The sequence below is a fragment of the Halomarina salina genome, from assembly GCF_023074835.1.
Lineage (GTDB): Archaea > Halobacteriota > Halobacteria > Halobacteriales > Haloarculaceae > Halomarina > Halomarina salina.
This window is the reverse complement of record NZ_JALLGW010000001.1, coordinates 2,977,862-3,000,075: the sequence shown is the minus strand read 5'-3', so window position 1 is coordinate 3,000,075 and position 22,214 is coordinate 2,977,862. Positions and strand designations below refer to the sequence as shown.

General features: G+C 69.3%; 23 protein-coding genes and 1 pseudogene. 20 read left to right on the top strand and 4 right to left on the bottom strand.

Annotated elements, in window-relative coordinates:
• Window positions 1-39: 39 nt before the first annotated feature.
• The 4 genes from MX571_RS15270 to MX571_RS15255 all read left to right on the top strand — a co-directional run bounded on the left by MX571_RS15270 (window position 40) and on the right by MX571_RS15255 (window position 4,459).
• Entirely contained in the window at window positions 40-1,029 is a 990-nt protein-coding gene (locus MX571_RS15270) for a GDP-mannose 4,6-dehydratase (protein WP_247418224.1), read from the top strand.
• 336 nt (window positions 1,030-1,365) lie between these two features.
• Window positions 1,366-2,295, top strand: coding sequence for a sugar phosphate isomerase/epimerase family protein (locus MX571_RS15265; RefSeq protein WP_247418223.1), 930 nt, complete (start codon window positions 1,366-1,368; stop codon window positions 2,293-2,295).
• Window positions 2,296-2,447: 152 nt separating this feature from the next.
• On the top strand, window positions 2,448-3,110 hold the full coding sequence (locus MX571_RS15260) for an AIM24 family protein (protein WP_247418222.1): 663 nt from the start codon (window positions 2,448-2,450) through the stop codon (window positions 3,108-3,110).
• Window positions 3,111-4,186: 1,076 nt separating this feature from the next.
• Complete coding sequence (locus tag MX571_RS15255) at window positions 4,187-4,459, top strand: PadR family transcriptional regulator (RefSeq protein ID WP_247418512.1); 273 nt, start codon at window positions 4,187-4,189, stop codon at window positions 4,457-4,459.
• Window positions 4,460-4,636: 177 nt separating this feature from the next.
• Here the strand turns inward: MX571_RS15255 and MX571_RS15250 are convergent, their stop codons facing one another.
• On the bottom strand, window positions 4,637-5,326 hold the full coding sequence (locus MX571_RS15250) for a DUF7504 family protein (RefSeq protein ID WP_247418221.1): 690 nt from the start codon (window positions 5,324-5,326) through the stop codon (window positions 4,637-4,639).
• 602 nt (window positions 5,327-5,928) lie between these two features.
• On the opposite strand from MX571_RS15250, the gene MX571_RS15245 reads away from it, so the two are divergent.
• From MX571_RS15245 to MX571_RS15190, 12 genes are all read left to right on the top strand, one after another.
• The gene (locus MX571_RS15245; RefSeq protein WP_247418219.1) at window positions 5,929-6,555 is read left to right on the top strand and encodes an HAD family hydrolase; all 627 of its coding nucleotides are present in this window, start codon (window positions 5,929-5,931) and stop codon (window positions 6,553-6,555) included.
• Window positions 6,556-6,566: 11 nt separating this feature from the next.
• On the top strand, window positions 6,567-7,457 hold the full coding sequence (gene cbiB / locus MX571_RS15240) for an adenosylcobinamide-phosphate synthase CbiB (RefSeq protein ID WP_247418215.1): 891 nt from the start codon (window positions 6,567-6,569) through the stop codon (window positions 7,455-7,457).
• The gene (cobS, locus tag MX571_RS15235; protein WP_247418214.1) at window positions 7,451-8,194 is read left to right on the top strand and encodes an adenosylcobinamide-GDP ribazoletransferase; all 744 of its coding nucleotides are present in this window, start codon (window positions 7,451-7,453) and stop codon (window positions 8,192-8,194) included. Before cbiB ends, cobS begins: the two co-directional genes overlap by 7 nt.
• The gene (locus MX571_RS15230) at window positions 8,194-8,739 is read left to right on the top strand and encodes an NTP transferase domain-containing protein (protein ID WP_247418511.1); all 546 of its coding nucleotides are present in this window, start codon (window positions 8,194-8,196) and stop codon (window positions 8,737-8,739) included. The genes cobS and MX571_RS15230 overlap by 1 nt, the downstream gene beginning before the upstream one ends.
• Window positions 8,736-9,890 carry a nicotinate mononucleotide-dependent phosphoribosyltransferase CobT gene (gene cobT / locus MX571_RS15225; RefSeq protein WP_247418212.1) on the top strand — a complete coding sequence of 385 codons (1,155 nt, stop codon included), beginning with the start codon at window positions 8,736-8,738 and terminating at the stop codon, window positions 9,888-9,890. Before MX571_RS15230 ends, cobT begins: the two co-directional genes overlap by 4 nt.
• Entirely contained in the window at window positions 9,880-10,890 is a 1,011-nt protein-coding gene (locus MX571_RS15220) for a threonine-phosphate decarboxylase (protein ID WP_247418211.1), read from the top strand. The genes cobT and MX571_RS15220 overlap by 11 nt, the downstream gene beginning before the upstream one ends.
• A complete protein-coding gene (locus tag MX571_RS15215) occupies window positions 10,883-11,614 on the top strand; it encodes an adenosylcobinamide amidohydrolase (protein WP_247418210.1) in 732 nt (243 codons plus the stop codon). Before MX571_RS15220 ends, MX571_RS15215 begins: the two co-directional genes overlap by 8 nt.
• Window positions 11,614-12,942: a cobyrinic acid a,c-diamide synthase gene (locus MX571_RS15210; RefSeq protein ID WP_247418209.1), complete on the top strand. Its 1,329-nt coding sequence runs from the start codon at window positions 11,614-11,616 to the stop codon at window positions 12,940-12,942. The genes MX571_RS15215 and MX571_RS15210 overlap by 1 nt, the downstream gene beginning before the upstream one ends.
• An 87-nt stretch (window positions 12,943-13,029) precedes the next feature.
• Entirely contained in the window at window positions 13,030-13,752 is a 723-nt protein-coding gene (locus MX571_RS15205; protein WP_247418208.1) for a cob(I)yrinic acid a,c-diamide adenosyltransferase, read from the top strand.
• Between the two features lie 2 nt (window positions 13,753-13,754).
• Complete coding sequence (locus MX571_RS15200) at window positions 13,755-15,311, top strand: cobyric acid synthase (RefSeq protein WP_247418207.1); 1,557 nt, start codon at window positions 13,755-13,757, stop codon at window positions 15,309-15,311.
• Between the two features lie 325 nt (window positions 15,312-15,636).
• Window positions 15,637-16,185 carry a DUF3267 domain-containing protein gene (locus MX571_RS15195; protein ID WP_247418206.1) on the top strand — a complete coding sequence of 183 codons (549 nt, stop codon included), beginning with the start codon at window positions 15,637-15,639 and terminating at the stop codon, window positions 16,183-16,185.
• Between the two features lie 75 nt (window positions 16,186-16,260).
• On the top strand, window positions 16,261-16,749 hold the full coding sequence (locus MX571_RS15190) for a hypothetical protein (protein ID WP_247418205.1): 489 nt from the start codon (window positions 16,261-16,263) through the stop codon (window positions 16,747-16,749).
• 17 nt (window positions 16,750-16,766) lie between these two features.
• Here MX571_RS15190 and MX571_RS15185 read toward each other — a convergent pair whose 3' ends face one another.
• The 3 genes and pseudogenes from MX571_RS15185 to btuC form a co-directional block, all read right to left on the bottom strand.
• On the bottom strand, window positions 16,767-17,486 hold the full coding sequence (locus tag MX571_RS15185; RefSeq protein WP_247418204.1) for a CAP domain-containing protein: 720 nt from the start codon (window positions 17,484-17,486) through the stop codon (window positions 16,767-16,769).
• Between the two features lie 252 nt (window positions 17,487-17,738).
• Window positions 17,739-18,527, bottom strand: a pseudogene (locus MX571_RS15180) (heme ABC transporter ATP-binding protein); the annotation flags it as partial.
• Complete coding sequence (gene btuC, locus MX571_RS15175; protein ID WP_247418203.1) at window positions 18,524-19,660, bottom strand: vitamin B12 ABC transporter permease BtuC; 1,137 nt, start codon at window positions 19,658-19,660, stop codon at window positions 18,524-18,526. The pseudogene MX571_RS15180 and the gene btuC, both read right to left, overlap by 4 nt.
• Before the next feature lie 59 nt (window positions 19,661-19,719).
• On the opposite strand from btuC, the gene MX571_RS15170 reads away from it, so the two are divergent.
• The 4 genes from MX571_RS15170 (at window position 19,720) to MX571_RS15155 (ending at window position 22,178) form a co-directional block, all read left to right on the top strand.
• Window positions 19,720-20,910, top strand: a complete 1,191-nt coding sequence (locus tag MX571_RS15170; protein ID WP_247418202.1) for a PGF-CTERM-anchored ABC transporter substrate-binding protein — start codon at window positions 19,720-19,722, stop codon at window positions 20,908-20,910.
• 110 nt (window positions 20,911-21,020) lie between these two features.
• A complete protein-coding gene (gene srp19 / locus MX571_RS15165) occupies window positions 21,021-21,299 on the top strand; it encodes a signal recognition particle subunit SRP19 (RefSeq protein WP_247418201.1) in 279 nt (92 codons plus the stop codon).
• The gene (locus tag MX571_RS15160) at window positions 21,296-21,523 is read left to right on the top strand and encodes an H/ACA ribonucleoprotein complex subunit GAR1 (protein ID WP_247418199.1); all 228 of its coding nucleotides are present in this window, start codon (window positions 21,296-21,298) and stop codon (window positions 21,521-21,523) included. The genes srp19 and MX571_RS15160 overlap by 4 nt, the downstream gene beginning before the upstream one ends.
• Window positions 21,524-21,563: 40 nt before the next feature.
• Window positions 21,564-22,178, top strand: coding sequence for a hypothetical protein (locus MX571_RS15155; protein WP_247418196.1), 615 nt, complete (start codon window positions 21,564-21,566; stop codon window positions 22,176-22,178).
• The last annotated feature ends 36 nt before the right edge of the window (window positions 22,179-22,214 follow it).

Genomic DNA, 22,214 nt, shown 5'->3' with positions numbered 1-22,214 from the left:
ATTGGTGACCCTGATATTTGTGACCGAAGGTAAGAAAGAATGCAGGTTCTGGTCACCGGTGGTGCTGGATTCATTGGAGGTCATCTCGCCGAGTCGTTCGTCCACGACGGCCACGACGTGACCGTCGTCGACAACTTCGACCCCTACTACGAGGTCGCGATCAAGCGCACGAACGTCTCGGAGGCGCGTGAGACCGCGGCCAAGACCGACGGGTCGTACACGTTGGTCGAGGACGACGTCCGTAACGAGTCGACCGTGTCGCGACTCGTCGCGGAGGCCGACGTCGTCTACCATCAGGCGGCGCAGGCGGGCGTCCGGGCGAGCGTCGAGGACCCGAAGAAACCCAACGAGGTGAACGTAGAGGGGACGCTGAACGTCCTCGAAGCCGCCCGCAGCTCGGACGTTCGCCGGGTGGTACTCGCCAGTTCGTCGTCCGTCTACGGCAAGAACCACTACCTCCCCTACGACGAAGCCCATCCCACGACACCCGTCAGTCCGTACGGTGTATCGAAACTCGCCGCCGAGCAGTACGCCCGCACGTACAACGACGTGTACGGACTACCGACGGTCGCACTCCGCTACTTCACCGTCTACGGCCCGCGGATGCGACCGAACATGGCCATCACGAACTTCGTCACGCGGTGTGCCGACGGGAAGCCCCCCGTCATCTACGGCGACGGGCAACAGACCCGCGACTTCACGTATATCGACGACGTCGTCGACGCGAACCGCACGCTCATGACGTCGGACGCCGCGGACGGCGAGATCCTCAACATCGGGAGCACGGACAACATCAGCATCGAGCGACTCGCCCGGACCATCTGTGACGCGTTCGACCAGCCCCTGAACCTGGAGTACGACGAACGCTACCGGGGCGACGCCGAACACACCCACGCGGACATCGGGAAGGCCAGAGCGCTCATCGGCTACGAACCGTCGGTCACTATCGACCAGGGCGTCCGCAAGTTCATCGACTGGTACCGCTCCAACCGCGCCTGGTACCGGTCCCTCACGAAGGCGACTGCCTGAACGTCGAACGCCACGGCTCCTGACGAAGTTCACCCTGCGCAGCCACGCGCGACAGCTCTACCGCACTCCGCACCCCTCTCGCTGTTCACAGAACTGACGGTCCTCGACCTTCTCTCCCGACTTCGAAGCCGACCCGGTCACCGGCGTCCCACGTCGCCGCGAGGAGTCTCTGTTAAGACCCTCCTTCTACCTCTGTTCGGGGGCTCTCTGCCCTCCTCTGTGACATATGCCGGATATTACAATGGGGTGACGAGGCGACGTGTCGAACAGCATGTCTCCGCCGCAGACGGTGGTCGTACACCGCTCGGTCTCACACGACGCGACGAGGGCCGAGCCGTGAAGTCGGCGCTCCAGCTGTACTCGCTCCGTGACATCGACGAACCGCTGCCGGACGTCATCCGGCGGGTCGGCGACGCCGGATTCGACGGCGTGGAGTTCGCCTACCGACTGCCCGACGCCGATCCCGATGACGTCGTCGCCGCCCTCGCGCACGCCGACCTCGAACCGGTGGGTGCGCACGTCGGGCTCCGCGACATCGAGGACGACCCTGCGGCGTGCGCCGCACGCTACGCACGGGTCGGCGTCCAGCGACTCGTGATTCCACACCTGCCCCCGGCGCACTTCCGGACGCCAGCGCGAGTCGACGCACTCGCCGACCGACTGGACGAACTCGGGCGCGAGCTCGCCGAACACGGCTCCTCGCTGGCGTACCACAACCAGGTCCACGACTTCGTCCCGGTCGACCGGGCATCGCGGCTCCAACGGCTCCTGACGACCGTCAACCCGTACGCGCCGGGCGCGAGCAAGCCACAGACCGGGCTCGGACTGGTCGGCGACCGACTGTTCGACCTGGTCGGTCGGCCCGACGGCGTCGTTCCCGTCGAGCGGACCGCGTTCGGCCGACTCGTCGAGGCGACCGACCCGGACGCGCTCTCGTTCGAGGTCGACGTCGGTACCGTGACGGCGGCGGGGCAGGACCCCGCCGACGTGCTCCGGTTCACGGCTGGCCGGACGCCGCTCGTCCACGTCAAGGACACGGCCGTGGACGGGCCGGTCGGACCGCTGACGGCGTGTCGGTCGGTCGACCCGGGGACGGGTATCGTCGACATCGACGGGGCACTCGCCACCGCCAGCGACGTCGGTGCGGAGTGGGCCGTGTTCGAACACGACGACCCCGACGACCCGGCGTCGGTCCCGACGATGGGCGCCGCGGCGCTCGGACTCTCCTCAGGTCGACGGGGGTCCGACGCCCCGACGGACCGATAGCGCGCTGCGTGGAAGCGGTAGTGGGTGCACGGTCGCCCCGTTGTGACGCCCGGCCGTCGGGTGCGACATCGCCGTCCGTCGCTCACCCAGGGTTCTTTGTCCGTCGACGAGACACGTCCGGTGGAACTGCTGGAAATTGGTTCCACTCGACTATGAACATCGAGCAACTCACGGCCGACGACCCCTCCGCGGACAGCGACGCACCGTTCGAACTCGAGAACAGCTACACGCTCGACGTGACCGCCGATGGCTCGTTGCTGGCGAAAGCCGGGTCGATGATCGCGTACTCCGGCGACCTGTCGTTCACCGGCAAGGCGTCGGCAGAGGGTGGCATCCGCGGGTTCCTGAAGGAGGCGGCCTCCGGTGAAGGGACGCCGATAATGGTCGTCGAGGGCCAGGGGCAGGTGTACCTCGCCGACCGCGGGAAGAAGATTCAGATACTCGCGCTGGACGACGGGGACTCGGTCACCGTCAACGGCGAGGACGTGCTGGCGTTCGAGTCCGACATCTCCTACGAGATTCGCTCCATCGACAGCCTCGCCGGTGCGTTCGCCGGTGGCCTCACCAACGTCTACCTCGAGGGTCCGGGCTACGTCGCGATCACGACGCACGGCGACCCCATCGTCGTCGAACCGCCCATCTCGACGGACCCGCAGGCGACGGTGGCCTGGAGCGACACGTCCCCCGACGTCGAGGTCAACCGGAACCTCTCGGACATGATCGGCCAGGAGTCGGGAGAGCGCTACCAGATGAACTTCGCCGGTGAGAGCGGGTTCGTCATCGTCCAGCCGTACGAAGAACACGGCCGCGCGTAAGCGACCGCCGCGGTCCGCCTCACCACTGGGCTGTACCGCCGTGGCGAGACCGACGACACCGCTCCCGATGAGCGATACGGTCGTCGGTCGCCGAGCGAACTCCCCGCTCTGTCACGCGAACCCGACTTCCATCGCGACGAAGACGCCGAACGCCGCGAACAGCAGGAGGAATCCGCCGACCGCGAGGTACGGGGCGACCTCCATCGTTACTCCCCCTCCTCGTACGGCCCGATACGGTGTCGTCGCCGGGTCCCATCGGTCGAAATCGCTAGCCCCCACGTCCCACGGCGTCTGATCCGCGAACCTCTCGTTTGCCGCTTCGAAACCCCCCTCGTCGGCTCGCTCGCTTCTCCGTTCATAACTGTGTACGCAGTCGACGTTCGTTCGGCAGCGGCTCCCGTTCGCCGTATCGTCCGGTCGTGAACGGCCGCTCTCCTTCGAACTCCCGTGTACGATGAGTATCTCTCTGGCGGAACCATATAGCTGACTGATATTTACAGCGTGCTGGCTACTTCGATATCGCCCCTCGCAGTAGAAACGAACCGCGTACCGACCGAATTGGGGATAGTGAGGAAGCGACCACGGAGAAACGTTCAGATATCAATCAATCGCTGCCCGCAGCTATCGGTCAAGCGCAGAGATTCGAACGGGGCTAGCCCTGGCGACGTCTCGATTCGACGATTCCGACGTCACTGCCAACCACTGCAGGGCCGTGGAGCGACGACTGTCAGAGAAACTACTAGTCGACTCACCTCGATGACCGTCCTTGCGCACAGCGCTGGAGTGACGGTGGGTTTGATGGGTGCTTTACACACATCAGCACACACCTACGATGCCGAATTCGGTCCCTCTGGGCCATCTCCGGTGTGTTGTCGACCTCCGACTGAATCCATCAGTTCGGCCCTCATTATGGTGTGAATATCGAGAACGATGGCGGTGCAACAATCATCGTTGCGACTGTCTCACCCACTTGACAGTCAATAACAATGCCCTCTCCCAGTGGATACTGGAGTAGCATGTCTCGATCTGATACGGGTGTCACGACCGAACTGGGCGACAAGGTTGACGAGAGTACGATTCACCAGCTGACGGGGTTCCAGCGCGACCTCCTCTACTGCATCGCGGGGCTGGAGAAACCGTCCGGGCAGTCCATCAAGGAGGAACTCGAAGGGCGCATGGACCACGAGATCACGCACGGCCGACTCTACCCGAACCTCGACACGCTCGTCGAGACGGAACTGGTGTCGAAGGGGGATATCGACCGGCGCACGAACTACTACGACATCTCGGAGAAGGGTGTCGCGGCGCTTCAGGAGTACCACCAGTGGGGCGGCGAACAGCTCCCCTGACTCGGACCCCGACTGAGGCGGTCTCTCCAAAGCGACGATAGCACCGTGACGGTCGGCTCGATGCGGACCGCTCTCTCGTGCCCTTTTCGGCCGTTCTTAGTAGAGACGAGTTCGTCGGACTCCGTCCGACAGCAGTGTGACCGACAGTCACTGGCCAGCCCTCTCGCTGGCCAGCCGTCACTCCTGCAGCGGGAGCCAGTCGGTGTGGACGTTGTGTCGGAGGAGTATCCACCGGTGTTCGAGCGAGCGTGGGGTCCGTCGACGGAGCTGGATGTGGACGTCCATCTCCGGGAGGAGGTGTGCAGCGAGGTCGGACGACGCGTCGAGGCCCAGGTGGAAGTGCGCCATCCCGTTCGAACGAACGGTCTCTCGCCCCACGACGCGGACGAACTCGTCGATGCACTCGATGCGGTGCTGGTCGAGCAGCGGTGCGAGCGGCGCGACGCCCACGCGCAACTCGCCGGGGTCGGGCGAGTGGTCCGCCCGGTGACGCGCGATGGCGTCGACGACCCGCCAGCGGAACGCCGCGAACTCGTTGTCGTCGTCGATGTGCGGCGGCGTCGAGTACGTCTCCGTGACGTCCACCGAGCGGATGTCGCCGAGCCGAATCAGTTCGACGTCCTGGTCGTCGATGGAGACCGTCTCCGGGAGGTGGCGTCGGATGCTATCGGTACCGAGGGCCGTCGCCGCGAAGAGACGGTGTCGATTCTCACCCTGTCCGAACAGCCGTCGGCTCCGCGTCGCCAGAACGTCGGCACCGACGTCCCCGGTGACGAGGACGCGACAGCCCTCCGCTTTCGCCTGGAGGAGCAGCCGTCGGAAGCGATGCTGGTCATCGCTGTCGTCGTCGTCCGACGGCGAGGTCATTGCACTGTACAGTCGGCTTCTGAAAATAAATCAACCGGAATCGGGGGCTCGGTGGAAACAGTCAGATACGTCGGTGACGCCGGCTCCTGGCCGCCAGCCTCCGGAACTAGAACCGCATAACCCCGCCAGACCGGGGTGTGGCCGAGTGGTACCCGGTCCAGTTCCGACCACAGAGGCAGCGTCAAGGTTTATATCACCAACTCCATCAGTAGAGGTGGACACACCTGCTCCGAGGGAGATGGGAACGAAGGTGGGAGTGACTTCCCGACGCACTCCGGACGGGGTGTCCAGCCACGCGACAGCGCACTTGGCCACCGGCGTCGCCTTCGTCGCGTGGCACTCGCTTCGAGTGACCGACCCCTCTGACTTCAGCCGATAGCCTCGCCCGTCCCCGAGGACCGAGTGTCGCATTCGACCGGGGGCCTCACGACTCCGCGACGGAGCACCGGTTCCGCGAGTGGTCGGAACGCACCGGCAGGGACCTGACAACCGCGCTTGTACTACGTAAAGCATTATTGTGCACCCCCGTCGTTCGTGAGTATGGGGTCACAGAGCGCCGGACGACGAACGAGAGTCGAGCAGCATCGGTCACGGGGGCGCCGGTGACGACCGTCTCGTTCGACCTCTTCGGCACGCTGGTCGCGACACCGGCGGTGACCGACCCGTCGGAGGCGGTGGCGACCGAACTCCGCCAGCGGGGCGTCGCTCTCCCGGACGACTGGCGGACGGCGTACCGTGAACCCCACGAGCAGGTCGAACCGGGTCGTGAGCGCTCGCTCGTCGCCCACGCCCGCGACACGCTCGCGAGTCGTGGGGTCGAAGTCCGGCACGGGACCGTCCACCGGGCCGTCAGGGCCGCGTTCGAGAAGCCCGTCGAGACCCGCCTCGGAGCCAGGGCGGCAGTCACGACGGCCGCCGAGCGAGGGTCCGTCGCCGTCCTCTCGAACTGTAGCGTCCCCGGCCTCGTCGAACGGACGCTCCGTCGCTCGACCGTCGACGAGTCGCTGTTCGACGCGGTCGTGGCCAGCGTCGACAGTGGTTGGCGGAAACCGCACCGTCGGGCGTTCGAGGCGGTTGCGACGGCGACCGAAACGCGTCCGGCCGACCTGATACACGTCGGCGACGACCCGGAGACCGACGGCGGTGTCTCCGCGGTCGGCGGACGAGCGATTCTCGTCGACGAGACGCCACTGACGAACCTCTCCGACCGACTCACCGAGGCCCGGTGATGCCGGGGGCGATGGGAACGGTCGCCGTGGCGCTCGCCGTGGTGCTGGACCGACTGGTCGCCGAACCGCCGGCGAGGGTCCACCCGGTCGCGCTCCTCGGCCGTCTCGCCGCGCCACTGGACCGGACGTGGGGACGACCGACGCTCGTCGGTGCTGCCGTCGCCCTCGTCGTCCCCCTGACGTTCGCCGGGACCGTCGCGGGCACGACAGCACTGGCGGGTCGGAGTGGTCCGGTCGTCGCTACTCTCGTCGCTGGCTGCTGGCTGTTCTGTCTCTGTAGCCTCCGGATGCTGTTGACGCTCTCGACGGACGTCCTCGGCGCCATCGAGAACGACGTGGCCCACGCACGGGACGCGATTCGCGGACTCGTCGGCCGCGACACCGCGACGCTCTCGCCCGGCGAACTCCGGAGCGCGGCGGTCGAGAGCGTCGCCGAGAACCTCGCGGACGGCCTCGTCGCCCCGCTGTTCGCGTTCGCGCTCGGGGCGCAGGTGTCGCTCGCCGTCGCCGCTGGCGCGGCCGCGTGGGTGAAGGGCGTCAACACGCTCGACTCGATGCTCGGCTACCCGTCGAAGCCACACGGGACGGCCAGCGCCCGCCTCGACGACGCCGTGATGTGGCTCCCGGCCCGGCTCAGCGCGGTGCTGGTCGCACTCGCCGCACTGGACCCGCGAGCGGTCCGTCGCAGTCGTCGCTGGGCGGGCGACCCGCCGTCGCCGAACTCGGGGTGGCCGATGGCGACGCTCGCTGCGGTGCTCGGCGTCCGACTCGCGAAACGCGGGAGCTACGTCCTGAACCCGTCCGCACGACTGCCCACTGCGGGCGACGCCCGTGAGGGTGTCCGCGTGGTCGGCGTCGCTGGCGGACTCGCGGCGGTCCTCGCCGGGGTGCTGGCGTGGTAGCGACCGCACTCCGTGGCGCACTCGGGTTCCTCACGCGTGCGCCCGTGGGCCGCGACGAGGCGGCGTGGGAGGCGTTCCGGACGACGCCGGTCGCGTTCCCGCTGGCCGGCTATCCCGTCGGCGCACTCGCCGCGGTGCCGCTCCTCGCTCCAGGGCCGTCCCTGGTCGTCGCGGCCGTCTTCGTCGCGTGGTGTTACGCCCTCACCGGCATCAACCACCTCGACGGCGTCGCAGACCTCGGCGACGCGGCGGTCGTCCACGGCGACGCCGAGCGTCGTCGCAGCGTGCTGAAGGACACGACGGTCGGCGTCGGAGCCGTCGTCGCCGTCTCGCTCGTCGTGCTCGGCCTCTGGTCGAGCGCGGGCGAACTGGCCGCACTCCCGACCCGAGCCGCCCTGGTCGTCGTCGCCGCGGAGGTGAGCGCCAAACTCGCGACGGCCGTCGTCGTCTGTCTCGGCACGGCGACCCACGAGGGCCTCGGGTCGGCGCTGACCGACGACAACGGGCTGCGGGACCTCCTCTCTCCGGTCGTCCTCACCCTCCCCGCTGCGACGCTGACGTGGCCGCGTCCCGCCTCGGCCGTGACGGTTCTCGCTGGGGGCGTGACGGGACTCGCCACGCTACTCTGGGCACGCCGCAGACTCGGTGGCGTCAACGGCGACGTGATGGGGGCGACGAACGAACTGGCGCGCGTCGTGGCGCTCGCTGCGGGGGTGACGACGTGGACGCTCTGCTGATGTGCGGCGGTCGTGGCACCCGACTCGACGCGCCGACCGAGAAACCGCTGTTCGAGGTCGCTGGACGACCGATGGTGGACCGCGTCACCGACGCACTCGCGGGAAGTCGCGTCGACACCGTCCACGCCGTCGCCTCGCCGCACGTGCCCGAGACGACCACACATCTCGGCCACTCGAAGGTCCAGCGAATCGACGCACCCGGCGAGGGCTACGTCGCCGACCTCCAGTTCGCCCTCGACCGCGTGGAGCGACCCGTACTGACCGTCGTCGCCGACCTCCCCCTGCTCGCTGGTCCGCTCCTCGACACGCTCCTCGCCGCGTTCGAGGGCGATTCGACGACGGTCTGCGTACCGGTCGCGCTGAAGGAGGCGCTCGGGGCGAGCGTCGACACGGCGTTCGACCACGACGGCCGCGCGGTCGCCCCGAGCGGCGTGAACCTCGTCGCGGACGACGACACCGATACCATACACATGAGCTACGACGCCCGACTCGCAGTCAACGTGAACCGTACGACAGACGCCGACCTCGCGGAGGCGCTGCTGTGACGGACTCGCCGGTCGCGACGGACTCGACGGACCCGACGTTCGCGCTGGTGGTCGGGACGACGGAGACGGCCGCCATCGACGGCATCAGCGCCGCCGGTGCGAATCCCGCGCTCCTCGACCACACGCCGTCGGCCGACGCCGAACTCGTCGCGTACGGCACGCCCGTCTACGCGCCGACCGTGCCGGTCAGCCCCGGTGGCTGCCCGACGCCCGCGCTGGTCACCCGCGCCGTCCGGGAACTGGTCGGCTTCGACCTGCTGGTCGTCGACGGCGGCCTCTCGGCTCCGTCCGCCGCGCCGACCGTCGAGGTGGGGGCGACACCGGGTAGCGACATCCGCGAACCGACCCCGGTTCCGGACGCGGCCGAGATAGTCGACCGCGCGAGACGCGTCGGCAGGGCGGCCGACGGTCCCCTCGTCGTCGGCGAGAGCGTTCCCGGCGGGACGACGACGGCGCTCGGAGTGCTCACCGCACTCGGCGAACCGTTCGGCGTCTCGTCGTCGCTCCCGACCAACCCGCTCGAACTCAAGCGGCGGGTCGTGGAGGAGGCGCTGACCGCGAGCGACCTCGACGCCGGGTCCCTTGCCGGGTCCCCGGTCGAAGCCGTCGCCCGGATGGGCGACCCCGTCCTGGCGACGGTGATGGGGCTCGTCGTCGGGGCCGCGGCGCGCGACGCTCCGGTGACGCTGGCTGGCGGGACACAGATGGTCGCCGCGGCGGCGCTCGTCCGCCACGCGGGGGTCGACCACCCGCTGACGCTGGCGACGACCTCGTTCGTCGACGGGGACGACTCCGTCGACGTGCGCGCCGCGGCCGAGGCTCTCGACTGCCGACTGTCCGTCACGGACCCCGGATTCGACCGCCTCGACCACGCTGGCCTCGCGCACTACAGTGACGGCGTCGGGAAGGAGGGCGCGGGCATGGGCGGGGCACTGGCGCTGGCCCGTACGGCCGGCGTCGAGATGGCGAGCGTCCGCGACCGCGTCGTCGCCCGTTACGAGCGCGAGATCGGTCCTGTAGCGGGCGACGCCGCTGGAGGAGGGCCAGCGGACGACGAACCCACTCGCGAAGGATCGACCGATGGAGAGCCAGCCGACGACGAGACGGCCGACGGGGAGGCGACCGACGAGGTGCGCACGGATGGACGCTGACGCCGTCCGGTCGGTCGGTCGCGAACCACACGGCAGTTCGGACGACCCGGCCGTCCTCGACTTCAGCGCGAACACGAACCCGCAGGTCCCCGAGGGCACGCGCGAGGTCCACGTCGAGAGCTTCGACGACGCTCGACGCTACCCCGCCGAACCGCCACGGGAGTACCGCGAGGCCGCCGCGAGCTACGTCGACTGCGCGCCCGAGCAGGTCGTGCCGACGCCGGGCGGTCTCGCGGCGATTCGCCTCGCCGTCGAGGTGACGCTCTCCCCCGGCGACGACGTGCTGCTCCCGGCCCCGAGTTTCGGCGAGTACGGCCGCGAGGTCCGACTCCAGGGAGCGGCCCCGACGTTCGTCGCCCACGACGCCCTCCTCGACGTGGCCCCCGAGCAGTACGCGCTCGCCGTCGTCTGCAACCCGAACAACCCGACCGGCGACGCCTACGACGACGGGGAGCTGCGAGCGTTCGCCGACCGCTGTCGAGCCTCGGGAACGCCGCTGCTCGTCGACGAGGCGTTCCTCGGGTTCACCGACCGGCCGTCGCTGGCCGGTACGGAGGGCGTCGTCGTCGCCCGGTCGCTCACCAAACTGTTCGGTCTGCCCGGAATCCGGGCCGGGTTCGCCGTCGCCACGGGCGACCTGCTGGACGCGCTGCTCGCGGCGCGACGGACGTGGAACCTCGGCACGTCGGCGCTCGCGGTCGGTCGTCACTGCATGGCTCAGACGGCGTTCGTCGAGGCGACCCGCGAGCGCGTCCGGACAGAGCGCGAGCGGATGGCCGCCGCCTTCGACGACCGGTTCGCGGTCCACCCATCCGACGCACCGTTCCTCCTGCTCGACGTGGGTGAACGCGACGTCGCCCACATCGTCGAGCAGGTCCGCGAGCGAGGCGTCGTCGTCCGGGACGCCACCTCCTTCCGGGGACTGGACTCGCACGTCCGAGTCGCCGTCCGGCTCCCCGAGGAGAACGACCGGCTGCTGGAGGCGCTCGCGGATGTCTGAGTCGGTGCCGTTCGGGTCGACGGTCCGCGACGGCGTGTTGCGCGTCGCGTCGCCGGACGCCCGCTGGCTCTCCTCGGGGTGGGACGGCGGGTTCGTCCGCGCCGACGCGGCGTACAACGTCAGCGTCCCGGAGGGCTGGGACCGGACCGACCTCGACGCCTACGTCCGGGGACGCCGCGCAGACGCCGGGTTCGAGACGGACGGACCGGCGCTGTTGACCGGCGTCGACCTCTCGCACGCCGCCGGGGCGCGAGCTGGCTCGGTCACCGTCTACGCGACCGCGGGCGTCTCGAACCCGGCGGCGCTCCCGATGGACGATGCCGTGAACCGACCCGGACAGTCCGAGGCGGTCGGCGAGGAGGGCGAACGGACGAACGCCGGGACGGTGAACCTCCTCGTAGGGACGACGCGAGCGCTCGACGACGGCGCGCTCGCGAACCTGCTCGCGGTGGCCGTCGAGGCGAAGACGGCGACGCTCCTCGCGGCGACCGGGTTCCCGGGGACCACCACGGACGCCGTCGTCGTTGGCTGTGACCCCGCGGGCGAGACGGCGACGTTCTCCGGCAGCGCTACGCCCGTCGGGAGCGCCGTGCGGGCCTGCGTCCGCGACGCCGTCCGGGAGAGCCTGCGGTCGCGCTACGCAGAACGAGACCTGCCCGACTCCGTCGCGGACGCGGAGTACGGCGTGGTCACGTCCGACGACACGGAGGTGTTCTCGCCGTGATGCCGGGACTCGTCCTGGCCGGGACGGCCTCCGGCGTCGGCAAGACGGTGGCGACGCTCGCGGCCGTGCGAGCGCTCGGCGACGCCGGCTACGCCGTCCGGCCGGCGAAGGCCGGACCGGACTTCATCGACCCGAGCCAGCACGCCACCGTCGCCGACCGGCCCTCGCGGACGCTCGACCCGTGGTTACAGGGCGAGGCGGGTCTCCGCCGGAACTACCGCCGCGGCGAGGGCGACGTCTGCGTCGTCGAAGGGGCGATGGGGCTGTACGACGGGGACGTGAACAGCACCGCCGCCGTCGCCGAGGCGCTCGACCTACCAGTGGTGCTCGTCGTCGACGCGAGCGCCGGGATGGAGAGCGTGGCCGCGACGGCGCTCGGCTTCCGAGAGTACGCGACCGTCGCGGGCCGGGACGTCGACGTGGTCGGCGTCGTCGCCCAGCAGGCGCACGGCGGGCGACACGAGACCGGAATCCGCGAGGCGCTCCCGGAGGGACTGACCTACTTCGGTCGGATACCGCCGCTCGACGGACTCGACCTCCCGGAACGCCACCTCGGACTGCACCGCGGCGACGAGGCGGCCGTCGATTCGGACGCGCTTGCGGAGGCCGCCAGCCACCTCGACGCAGAGGCGCTAGTGGAGGTGGCACGGACACCCCCGAAACTGGCGAGCGACGTACCGAACGACCGCATCGGTCGGGGTCGCGACGTCTCCGGGGACGAGCGACGAATCGCCGTCGCCCGCGACGCGGCGTTCTGCTTCGTCTACCCGGCGACGCTGGAGCGACTCGGAGAGGGGGGCCAGGTGATTACGTTCTCACCGGTCGCTGGCGACGACCTGCCGCCGTGTGACGCGGTCTACCTCCCCGGCGGCTACCCGGAACTGCACGCCGAGACGCTGTCGGAGAGCGCGACGCTCGACCAACTCGGCCGGGCGGCAGCCGAGGGATTGCCCGTGTTCGGCGAGTGCGGCGGTATGATGGCGCTCGCGGAGTCCCTGACGACTGTCGACGGGGAGCGCTACGACATGGCCGGCGTGCTCCCGGCGAGCGTCGAGATGCACGACGGGCTTCAGGCGCTGGAGATGGTCGAACTGGAGGCGACCGCCGACTCGCCGCTCCGGCCAACGAGCGGACGCTACCGCGGCCACGAGTTCCACTACTCGCGGGCGACCCCGGCGACCGACGCCCGATTCGCCTTCGAGACGATCCGCGGCCACGGCATCGACGACGACCACGAGGGGCTGACCGAGTACGCGACGCTCGGCACGTACGCCCACTTCCACCCCGAGAGCGGTCTCTTCGACGCGTTCCTCGACGCGCTCTCGTAACGAACCGACCGACGAACGACGACCGACAACGACGACGGACCACCACGCGACCACCCACGACGACGGACCACCACACTACCGACCACGATGACCGACTCAGACACCACCGACACGGACGGAACGGACGACACGAACGATGCGACGCCCGAATCGACACGCAGGAACACTCCCGGGCAGGGCCGGACACCCACCGCCGAAGCCATCGAACCGAACGCCCCCGACGAGTTCGGCCTCGTCCAGGTGTGGTGGGGTGACGGGAAGGGGAAGACGACGGCGGCGATGGGGATGGGTCTCCGGGCAGCGGGGCACGGCTACCGCGTCCACATGCTCCAGTTCATGAAGGGCGGTGCGGACAGCGTCGAGGCCGTCCGCGGCGAGTACAACGCCATCGCCGCAGTGCCGGGGTTCACCTACGAGAACAGCGGTCACTACGGCTGGCACGGGATGGCCGACGGGTCGACCGACGACGACCACGCGACACGGGCGCAGGCGGGGTTCGAGCGCGCGACCGAACTCGTCGACGCGGCGCGGGACGTCGACGGGCCGCTGGCGATCGACGCGCCGGTTGAGGAGGGCTGTCACATGCTGATTCTGGACGAACTCCTCTACGCGGCCGACCGCGACCTCGTCTCGCCGGAGGCGGTGGTCGACCTCGTCGCGTCGAAACCGGAGGGGCTGGAACTGGTGTTGACCGGGAGTCACGCGAAACCCGACTACCTCTACGACCACGCCGACCTCGTGACGAACGTCCGGAAGGAGAAGCACCCGATAGACGCCGGGCAGCGCGCACGGCGCGGGACGGAGTTCTGAGGATGCCCTCCGAGCCGACCGACTCCGCGACCGCGTCCGAGACCGCGCCGACGCTACTCGTCGCGGGCACGGCGAGTCACGTCGGGAAGAGCACGGTCGCCGCCGGTCTCTGCCGACTGCTCGCCGACCGGGGCGTCTCGGTCGCACCGTTCAAGGCCCAGAACATGAGCAACAACGCGCAGGTGGCGCTCACGCCTGACGGCGAGTTCGGCGAGATGGGCGTCTCGCAGTACGCTCAGGCGCGCGCGGCGCGCGTCACGCCGACGACCGACACGAACCCGGTACTGCTGAAGCCGAGCGCCGACGGCGAGAGCCAGGTCGTCGTCGACGGGGAGGCGGTCGGCCACGTCGCGGCGGGCGAGTACTACGAGTCGAACTGGGAGCGTGCCCGCGAGGCGGCCATCGCGGCGTACGAACGGCTCGCGGCCGAGCACGACGTCGTCGTCGCCGAAGGTGCGGGGGGCGTCGCCGAGATAAACCTCCAGCATCGCGACCTGGCGAACGTCGAGACGGCTCGCTTCGCGGACGCGAGCATCCTCCTGCTGGTCGACATCGAGCGCGGCGGCGCGTTCGCCAGCCTCTACGGGACGCTCGAACTGATGCCCCCGGACCTGCGCGACCGCGTCGTCGGCGCGGCCATCACGAAGTTCCGGGGCGACGAGTCGCTCCTGACCGACGGCATCGAGACCATCGAGCGAGAGACGGGCGTCCCGATTCTCGGCGTGCTCCCGTACGACGACCCCGGTCTCCCGGAGGAGGACAGCGTCTCGCTCGGCGCGAGCGAGGAGACGCGCGTACTGGGCGACGACGACGGCGTCGCGCCCGACCGGTCGGTTCGCGTCGTCGTGCCCCGCCTCCCGCGCATCTCGAACGTCACCGACTTCGAACCGCTCGCGCGGGTGCCTGGCGTCCGCGTCGAGTTCCGCCCGCTCGGAGCGACGCTCGACGGAGCCGACGCCGTCGTCCTCCCGGGGACGAAGAACACGGTCGGCGACCTGCGGGCGCTCCGTGCAGCCGGGTTCGACGACCGCCTCGCTGACTTCGCGGGACCGGTTGTCGGTATCTGTGGCGGCTACCAGCTGCTCGGCGAGCGAATCACGAACGCAGGCGTCGAGACGCCCGGCGCTCCCGAGTCGGTTTCGGGGCTCGGCCTCCTCCCCGTCGAGACGCGGTTCGGTCCCAAGAAGCGGGTCGAACGCGTCACCGTGAGCGTCGTCGGGAGCGACAGCGGCCTCCTCGCCGGAGTCCGGGGGGACGTCACCGGGTACGAGATTCACATGGGCGAGACGAGTCTCCTCGACACGCGTCCCGACTCGGTCACACGGCCGCTCGGCGGACGGAGTGCTGCCACCGACGACGTCCTTGGTACCTACCTGCACGGGCTCTTCGACGACGACCTGCTCCGCTCGGGGTTTGTGGACGCGGTGTTCGCCAGCGCCGACCGCACGCGACCCGACGCCGGCGAGTCACCCGCTTCGCCGTACGAGTCGGCAGCGTCGCTGGTGGCGACGCATCTCGATACGAGGAGTCTCTTCGCGTCGCTCGGTCTTCGTTCCTAGCTGGAACGGATAGTGTGAGAGGGAGTATCCAGTGACTTCCGTGGTTCAGTCACCCGATAACAATACCGTTGGCTCTCGTTGGACGAATCAGGCGAGGGGGCCGTGCCACACACGTCCGCTCGCCACACGTTGCATTCGGAGTCGCCGGTGGCAGGGGGTCACCGGCCGACATCCGGGACCACGTCGCGAGGGTTCTTCTGCAGCCTATCGAACGACAACCCCCTGGTTTCGCGGTCCACGAGACGACGAGAGACACCCACGAGCGGTCGATGGCTCTCATCGTACCCAAAACGTTCTTCCGGGACAGGTCCTGCGCTTCGCTCGAATGGACGACGTGGACTCGCCCGGTGGCTACGAACCGTATCGACGATACCCCATCGGTGGGGCGGCCGTGGACTTCGTCGCCCTCGCCATCGCCGTCGCGCTCTGGACGCTGCTGGAGGTCGACTCGCTCGTCGGGGCGCTCTCGCTCGCTCACGGTGTCGTCGTCATCCTCACCGTCCTCCCGGTGTTGATGGCCCACGAGATCGTCCACTACGCCACCGGTCGCCTACTGGGGCTCACGCCCACGATTCACTGGGGCTTCCCGACGCCGCACGCAGCACCGCTCCGACAGCACGTCCGTCGGGGCCAGAACGTCGCCGTCCTGCTCGCACCTACCGTGCTCATCAGCGGCGGGGCGTTGGCGGCGACGCTGGTGGTCTCTCATCCGCTCGCACTCGCGGTCTGTACGTTCGTGGCGCTGGTCAACACCGCGTGTGCGGCCGGGGACCTCGTCGGCGCGACGTGGCTGGCGTGGCAACCGCCCGGAACGCTCGTCTACCTCGACGCCGCGCAGGACCGGGCGCGGGAACTGTACGCCCGCCCGAAGTGAGCGACGGGAGGAGGTGAGTCGTCGAGCGGACGAGGGTGCTCTTCTTCAGGGGTCGCGTCGTCGCTGTCGGACGAGATGGGTGACTCGCACGACTCGGGAGCGGCGAATCGTGTCTCGTCGGTACAGCGGGCGCTGGAGGAGCGGTTCGCGAACCCGCTGTTGCGGTCGGTCCTGCGGTCGCGCCTCCACTGGCTCGCGAGTCGCTGGCTCGTCCTCGTCTCGTACGTCGGCCGTCGGAGCGACCGCCGGCACACGTTCCCGGTGGCCTACCACCGTCGAGACGGTGCGCTCGTCGCCGTGACGCCGAAACGAGAGACCACCTGGTGGCGGAACTTCCTGGAGCGCCGAGACTGTCTCCTGTGGCACCGTGGGGAGGAACGCTCCGCGACCGGGGAAGTCGTCGTCGGCGAAGAGCGTGCGGACCTCCTGGCGGGATACGTCGAGCGCCACCGACTGCTCGCGCGAGCGCTCGCCGTCGAGGACGGTACCCGCTCGGAGTCGGGCGGTCGGGAACAGCGAGAGAGACCGTTCGCAGTCGTGCGGTTCGCGCTCGACGAGCGCTGAGAAGAGAATCGTCGTGGTCAGCAGAGGTCGACGGTGACGTAGACGCGTGCCTCGTCGGAGACGCTGATACCGACGCCGGCGGTCTCGGCGTTCGTGAGGCCGAGCTTCTGCATCTGCTTCTCCTCACTCCGCAGGTCGTCGAGGAGCTGTCGCGCTATCTCCTGGTCGGTCGGGTCCTCCTGCCAGTCGAGGGAGATTCGGCCGACGACCTCCAGTTCCTCGCCGTCGCGGATGCCAGCGTTGGAGTCGCTGGGGACCCGGCAGTGGGAGTAGCGGTCGAACTCCTCGTATCGCATGCGCGTCGAGTAGCCACCGGCGACGTGGGAGCTGTAGCCCTGCTGGAGCATGTTGTCGGTGTGGAACTGGGCCATCTCCTCGAGCGTCGCTTCGGAGTCGAGCGGCTGGCTCCCGTTGCGGACCTTCTCGTTGACGAGGACGCGGAGGTGCTGCTCGACGGCCGACCCGTTCACCGACTCGGGTGAGAACGTGGGTTCTGGAGTCGCCGTCGGTTCCGACGTCGCCGTCTCGTCGGTCGACCCGTCGGTAGTCGACTCGGTCGACTGTGCCGAACTGCCCGTCGTCGTGGCGGCCTGCGCCGCCGTCTTCTGTGCAGGCGTCGCCGTCGCGGGGACCTCGTCCCCGCCGCCACCGGCGAACTGCATTCCGAGCAGCCCACCGACGACGAGCGACGTCACGATGACGGCTCCGAACACCAGGATGAGGAGCTTGTTTGCCATGCGGGCGAGTTAGTCTCCCACTACATCTAACTTTTGGATACATACAGTAAAAGAAATAACTCTGTCTATGGAGTGTAACCCTCGGGCGAGAGTGTCGAGGCGGGTCGAGCCGAGTCAGTCGTCGTCATCGGGGCGACGGTCGGGAGTCAGCGCTTCCCTCCGGCGTTCCTCGTCGTCTGAGCTGTCGTGGGACGGTTCCTCGACGGGTAGCTCGTCCGACCGCTCCTCGGCGGGTCGTCCGCTGGGGTGTGGTCCGGACGGTCGCTCCTCGACGTCGTCGAGTGCGGTCACGGCCGGCGTCCCCGTCACGGGGTTGGTCCGGACCGCGGCGTGGGCGCCGAAGGCGCGTTCGACGACCGACTCGGTGAGCACCTCGGCCGGGGGGCCACTCGCCAGTACTCGACCGTCGGCGACGAGGAGCAGTTCGTCGCAGAACCGCGCCGCGAGGTCCAGGTCGTGGATTGCCGCCAGCGCCGTCTTCCCCTCGTCGACGAGCGAGCGGACGAGCGACAGCGTCCGGACCTGGTGGTTGATGTCGAGACTGGCGGTCGGTTCGTCGAGGACGAGCACGGGCGTCTCCTGGGCGAGCGCTCGGGCGAGCAACACGCGCTGGCGCTCGCCGCCGCTGACGGCCCCGACCGACCGGTCGGCGAGGGTTGCGACCTGGGCGCGTTCCAGCGCCCGGTCGACGGCGTCGCGGTCCTCGGCCGTCGTCCGTTCGAACCGACCGCGGTGGGCGGTCCGTCCCATCGCCACCACCTCGCGGACGGGGAACTCGAACGCGAGGCTCGTGTCCTGTGGGACCGTCGCGACACGACGGGCGAGTCGCTTCGGTGACTGCGCGGCCACCTCCTCGCCGTCGACGAGGACACGGCCCGAGTCGGGGGGCAGGACGCCGTTGACCGTCCGCAGGAGCGTCGTCTTCCCCGCACCGTTCGGCCCACAGACGGCCACGAACGTCCCCTCCTCGACGTCGAACGAGACGTCGTCGAGGACGGTCTGGCCGCCGAGCGTCACCGTCACGCCCTCGCCGCGAATCACAGCGCACGCACCTCCCGACTGCGGAGCAGGTAGAGGAAGAACGGCGCGCCGACCGCGGCAGTGACGATGCCGACAGGCATCTCGGCCGCGCCCGACCGCGCCACCGCGTCGGTGACGACGAGGAACACGCCGCCAGCGAGGGCGCTCGTCGGCAGGAGGACGCGGTGGTCCGGGCCGACCAGCAGGCGCATCACGTGCGGGACGACGAGGCCGACGAAGCCGATGACGCCCGCGACGCTGACGGCGGCGGCCGTGACGAGACTCGACACCGCCAGCAGGATTCGCTTGGTCCGTTCGACCTCGACCCCGAGGGCGTGGGCGTCTTCCTCTCCCATCAGGAGTACGTTGAGGTCGCGTGCGTACGCGGCGAGGACCGCGAACCCGACGAGTGCCAGCGGGAGCGTGACCACGACGTCGGCCCACGAGGCGTTCGAGAGGTGGCCCATGAGCCAGTACAGCGCCTGGCCGACGCTCTCCCCCGAGTGGAGGAGGAGGTAGGAGACGACCGCACCGAGCAGCGTCTGGACCGCGACTCCGGCCAGCAGGAGCGTCGCGACGGGCGTCCGGCCGCCCTCGGTCGCGATGAGGTAGACGGTGAACGCCGTCACGAGCGCACTGACGAACGCGAACGTCTGGAGGGGGCCGACGAACGGGAGGAGCCCCAGCAACGGAATCGCGGCGACCACGCCGGGGAAGACGATGGCTCCGACAGCGCCGACGGCAGCGCCCGTCGAGACGCCGACGATGGAGGGGTCGGCCATCGGGTTGCGGAAGAACCCCTGCATCACCGTCCCGGCGCTCGCCAGCGCGAACCCGACGACGGCGGCCAGCGCCACCCGCGGTGCGCGCAACCGGACGACGATGACCTGCGCGCTCTCGGGCACGGCGAAGTCGAACGGGTGGGTGTACGTCAGCCCGGCGGTGAGCCACGGTAGCTGTCCGACGACGGGGACGCCGACGCGAGCGGTCTGGACGTCGAGTCCCGTGGGAATCGCGAACGCGTTCAGCAGCGCCTTGGCGACGACGACGGGGGTGAGCGAGACGGTCCCGTACGCGACGCTGACGACGCACGTGACCGCCAGCAGCGCGGCTAGTCCGACCAGCCACGCGCCGAGTCGCCCCCACGACTGCATATACACAAGCGCAGTTGGATTAGGTAAATACTTGTTGCATACGTTCGCAGGGAGAGTCGATGCGACAGCCACGACACACAGTACTCGTCGTCGCCGTGCTCGTCGGACTGCTGGTCGGTGCCGTCCCCGCGGCGGCCGTCTCGACCGGCCCGACAGCGACGGACGACGCGGCAGTCTCGCCCGCACAGGTCGAATCGTCCGTACAGGCGCAGTGTTCGTTCCCGGCCACGCTGACCGACGGTACCGGGACCGAGGTCACCGTCGAACAGCGCCCGGACCGTATCGTCGCGCTCCAGGCCAGCACCGCCCAGATCCTCTGGGAGGTCGGAGCCCAAGAGCGGGTCGTCGGGATGCCCGTCCGCTCCTACACGTCCTACCTGAACGGCTCGGACGCGAAGACCGACGTGCTGACCGAGGACGGCGCGGGCGTGAACGTCGAACAGGTCGTCGCGCTCGAACCGGACCTCGTCCTCGCGCCGAGTTCCATCGGCAACGAGACGGTCGAACAGCTCAGGAACGCCGGGCTGACCGTCTACAAGAGCGGGGCCGACAAGTCCATCGAGAGCATCTACGAGAAGACCGACCGCTACGGGCAGATGGTCGGCAACTGCGAGGAGGCGACGGCCGTCGTGGAGGAGACGCGCTCGGCCGTCGAGGAGATTCGCTCGGCCGTCGAGGACCGTGACCGACCGCGGACGCTCTACTACTTCTACAACTACACCGCGGGGAGTCAGACGTTCATCCACGAGATCATCGAGACGGCCGGCGGCGACAACGTCGCCGCGAACGCCGGCATCGACTCCTACGAGGTCGTGAACGAGGAGGTCGTCGCCGACAGCGACCCCGAGTGGCTCCTCCACCCGAGCGACGCGCCGCTCCCGACGGCCGAACCGTACACGAGCACCACCGCCCTCCGGGAGAACCAGACGCTCACGCTGAACGCGAACTACATGAACCAGGCCGCTCCACGGGTCGTGATGCCGATGCGGAAGATAGCGATGGCACTCCACCCCGACGCGTTCGAGAACGGGACGGCGACCCCGACAGCGAACGGTACGACTGGCACTACTGCGACCCCGAGTGACGGCGGAGCGACGACGGCCACCGCAGTCGAGACGCCGACGGAAGGTGCGACTACCACCACCGGCGACGGAGCGACCACCACCTCCTCCGGGAGCGGTCCCGGCTTCGGCGTCGTCGGAGCGCTCGTCGCGAGCGTCGCCGCGGCCCTGCTGGCCAGACGCGACTGACTGCGCTCGGCGCTCACCCCTCGTTCCTCGCTTCCCGTCCCACCGACCCGCCGAGAAGCGGTCGGCGTGTCCCGAAAGCTAGTTGCGTCGCCCGAGGAGAACGTAGAGACATGGTCGAGAACGTCATCTGGCCCGCCGCGCTCGACGCCAATCTGTCGCGCGCGGAGGGTCGCCGGGTCTCGCTGGACCTCGCGGTCCCGGACCCGACCGTCGAGGAGATAGCGAAGGCCGTCCAGCAGGTCGGCTACGACGCCGTAGTCGAACGCGAGAAGCGCTACCCGCGCGAGTACGAGACGCGCGGCCGGGTGCTGGTCCAGAACGCCGACGACGCGGGGAAGTCCGACCTCCTGCAGGCCGTGGCCGCCTACGTCGGGGCGCTACGCACATGAGGCGCGTCGGCGAGGTGGTCCGGACCGCGCAGGGACTCGCCGTCGTTCGCACGCCCGACGACGACTACGCCGACATCGGGACGATGGTCCTCGACGAGAACCTGGACGACGTCGGCCGAGTCGTCGACGTGTTCGGCCCCGTTTCGCGGCCCTACCTCGCCGTTACGCCGGACAGCGGCGTCCGTCTCCCGACTCTCCTCGGGAACGTCCTGTACGCTCGCTGAGAGGAGAAAGCACTTATCATCGGTCGTCCGAGTCGGAACGATGCCCTCCCGTCGTCACGTCCTCCGTCGTTCCGTTACTCTGCTCGTCGCGTCGGTCGCCGGCTGTCTCTCCACCGACGGCCAGTCCTCCGAGTCGACCGAAGGTGGCACGTCGGCCTCGGAGACACCCGGACCGACCACGTCAGCACCGACGACCGACGCCTCTCCGACCCTCGACGCACCGCCGACAGTCCGCGAACGACCTTACCTGTCGGATAACACCACTCACGGTCTCTCGGCGCTCCCCGAGACCGACGCTGGACCGCTCGTCGAGGGGTACGCCGTCGGGGACGGGGAGTACGACAACAGCCTCCGGGTCTGGAACGGGGCGGCTGCTCGTGACGGTCGCCTCGTGCTCGGGGTCGGCGACACCGAACTCCTCGCGGCGAGCCACGAGGTGCCCGAGGGTGGTTTCCTCACGGTACAGTTCCACAGTGCAGCCGACTACACGGTCGAGATACGGCTCGGCGATGTCGAGCACACCGTCTCCATCCCGAGCGACCAGTTCGACTGTAACCACTGGAGCGTTGGCGTCGCGATGCGGGAGACGACCGCCGAGCATCGCACCTTCTCGACGGCGCTGGCCTGTGACGTGACCGTCTCCGAGACGCGATAACGCAACGCCCAAGCGTCCGGGTGCGAACTCCCGACC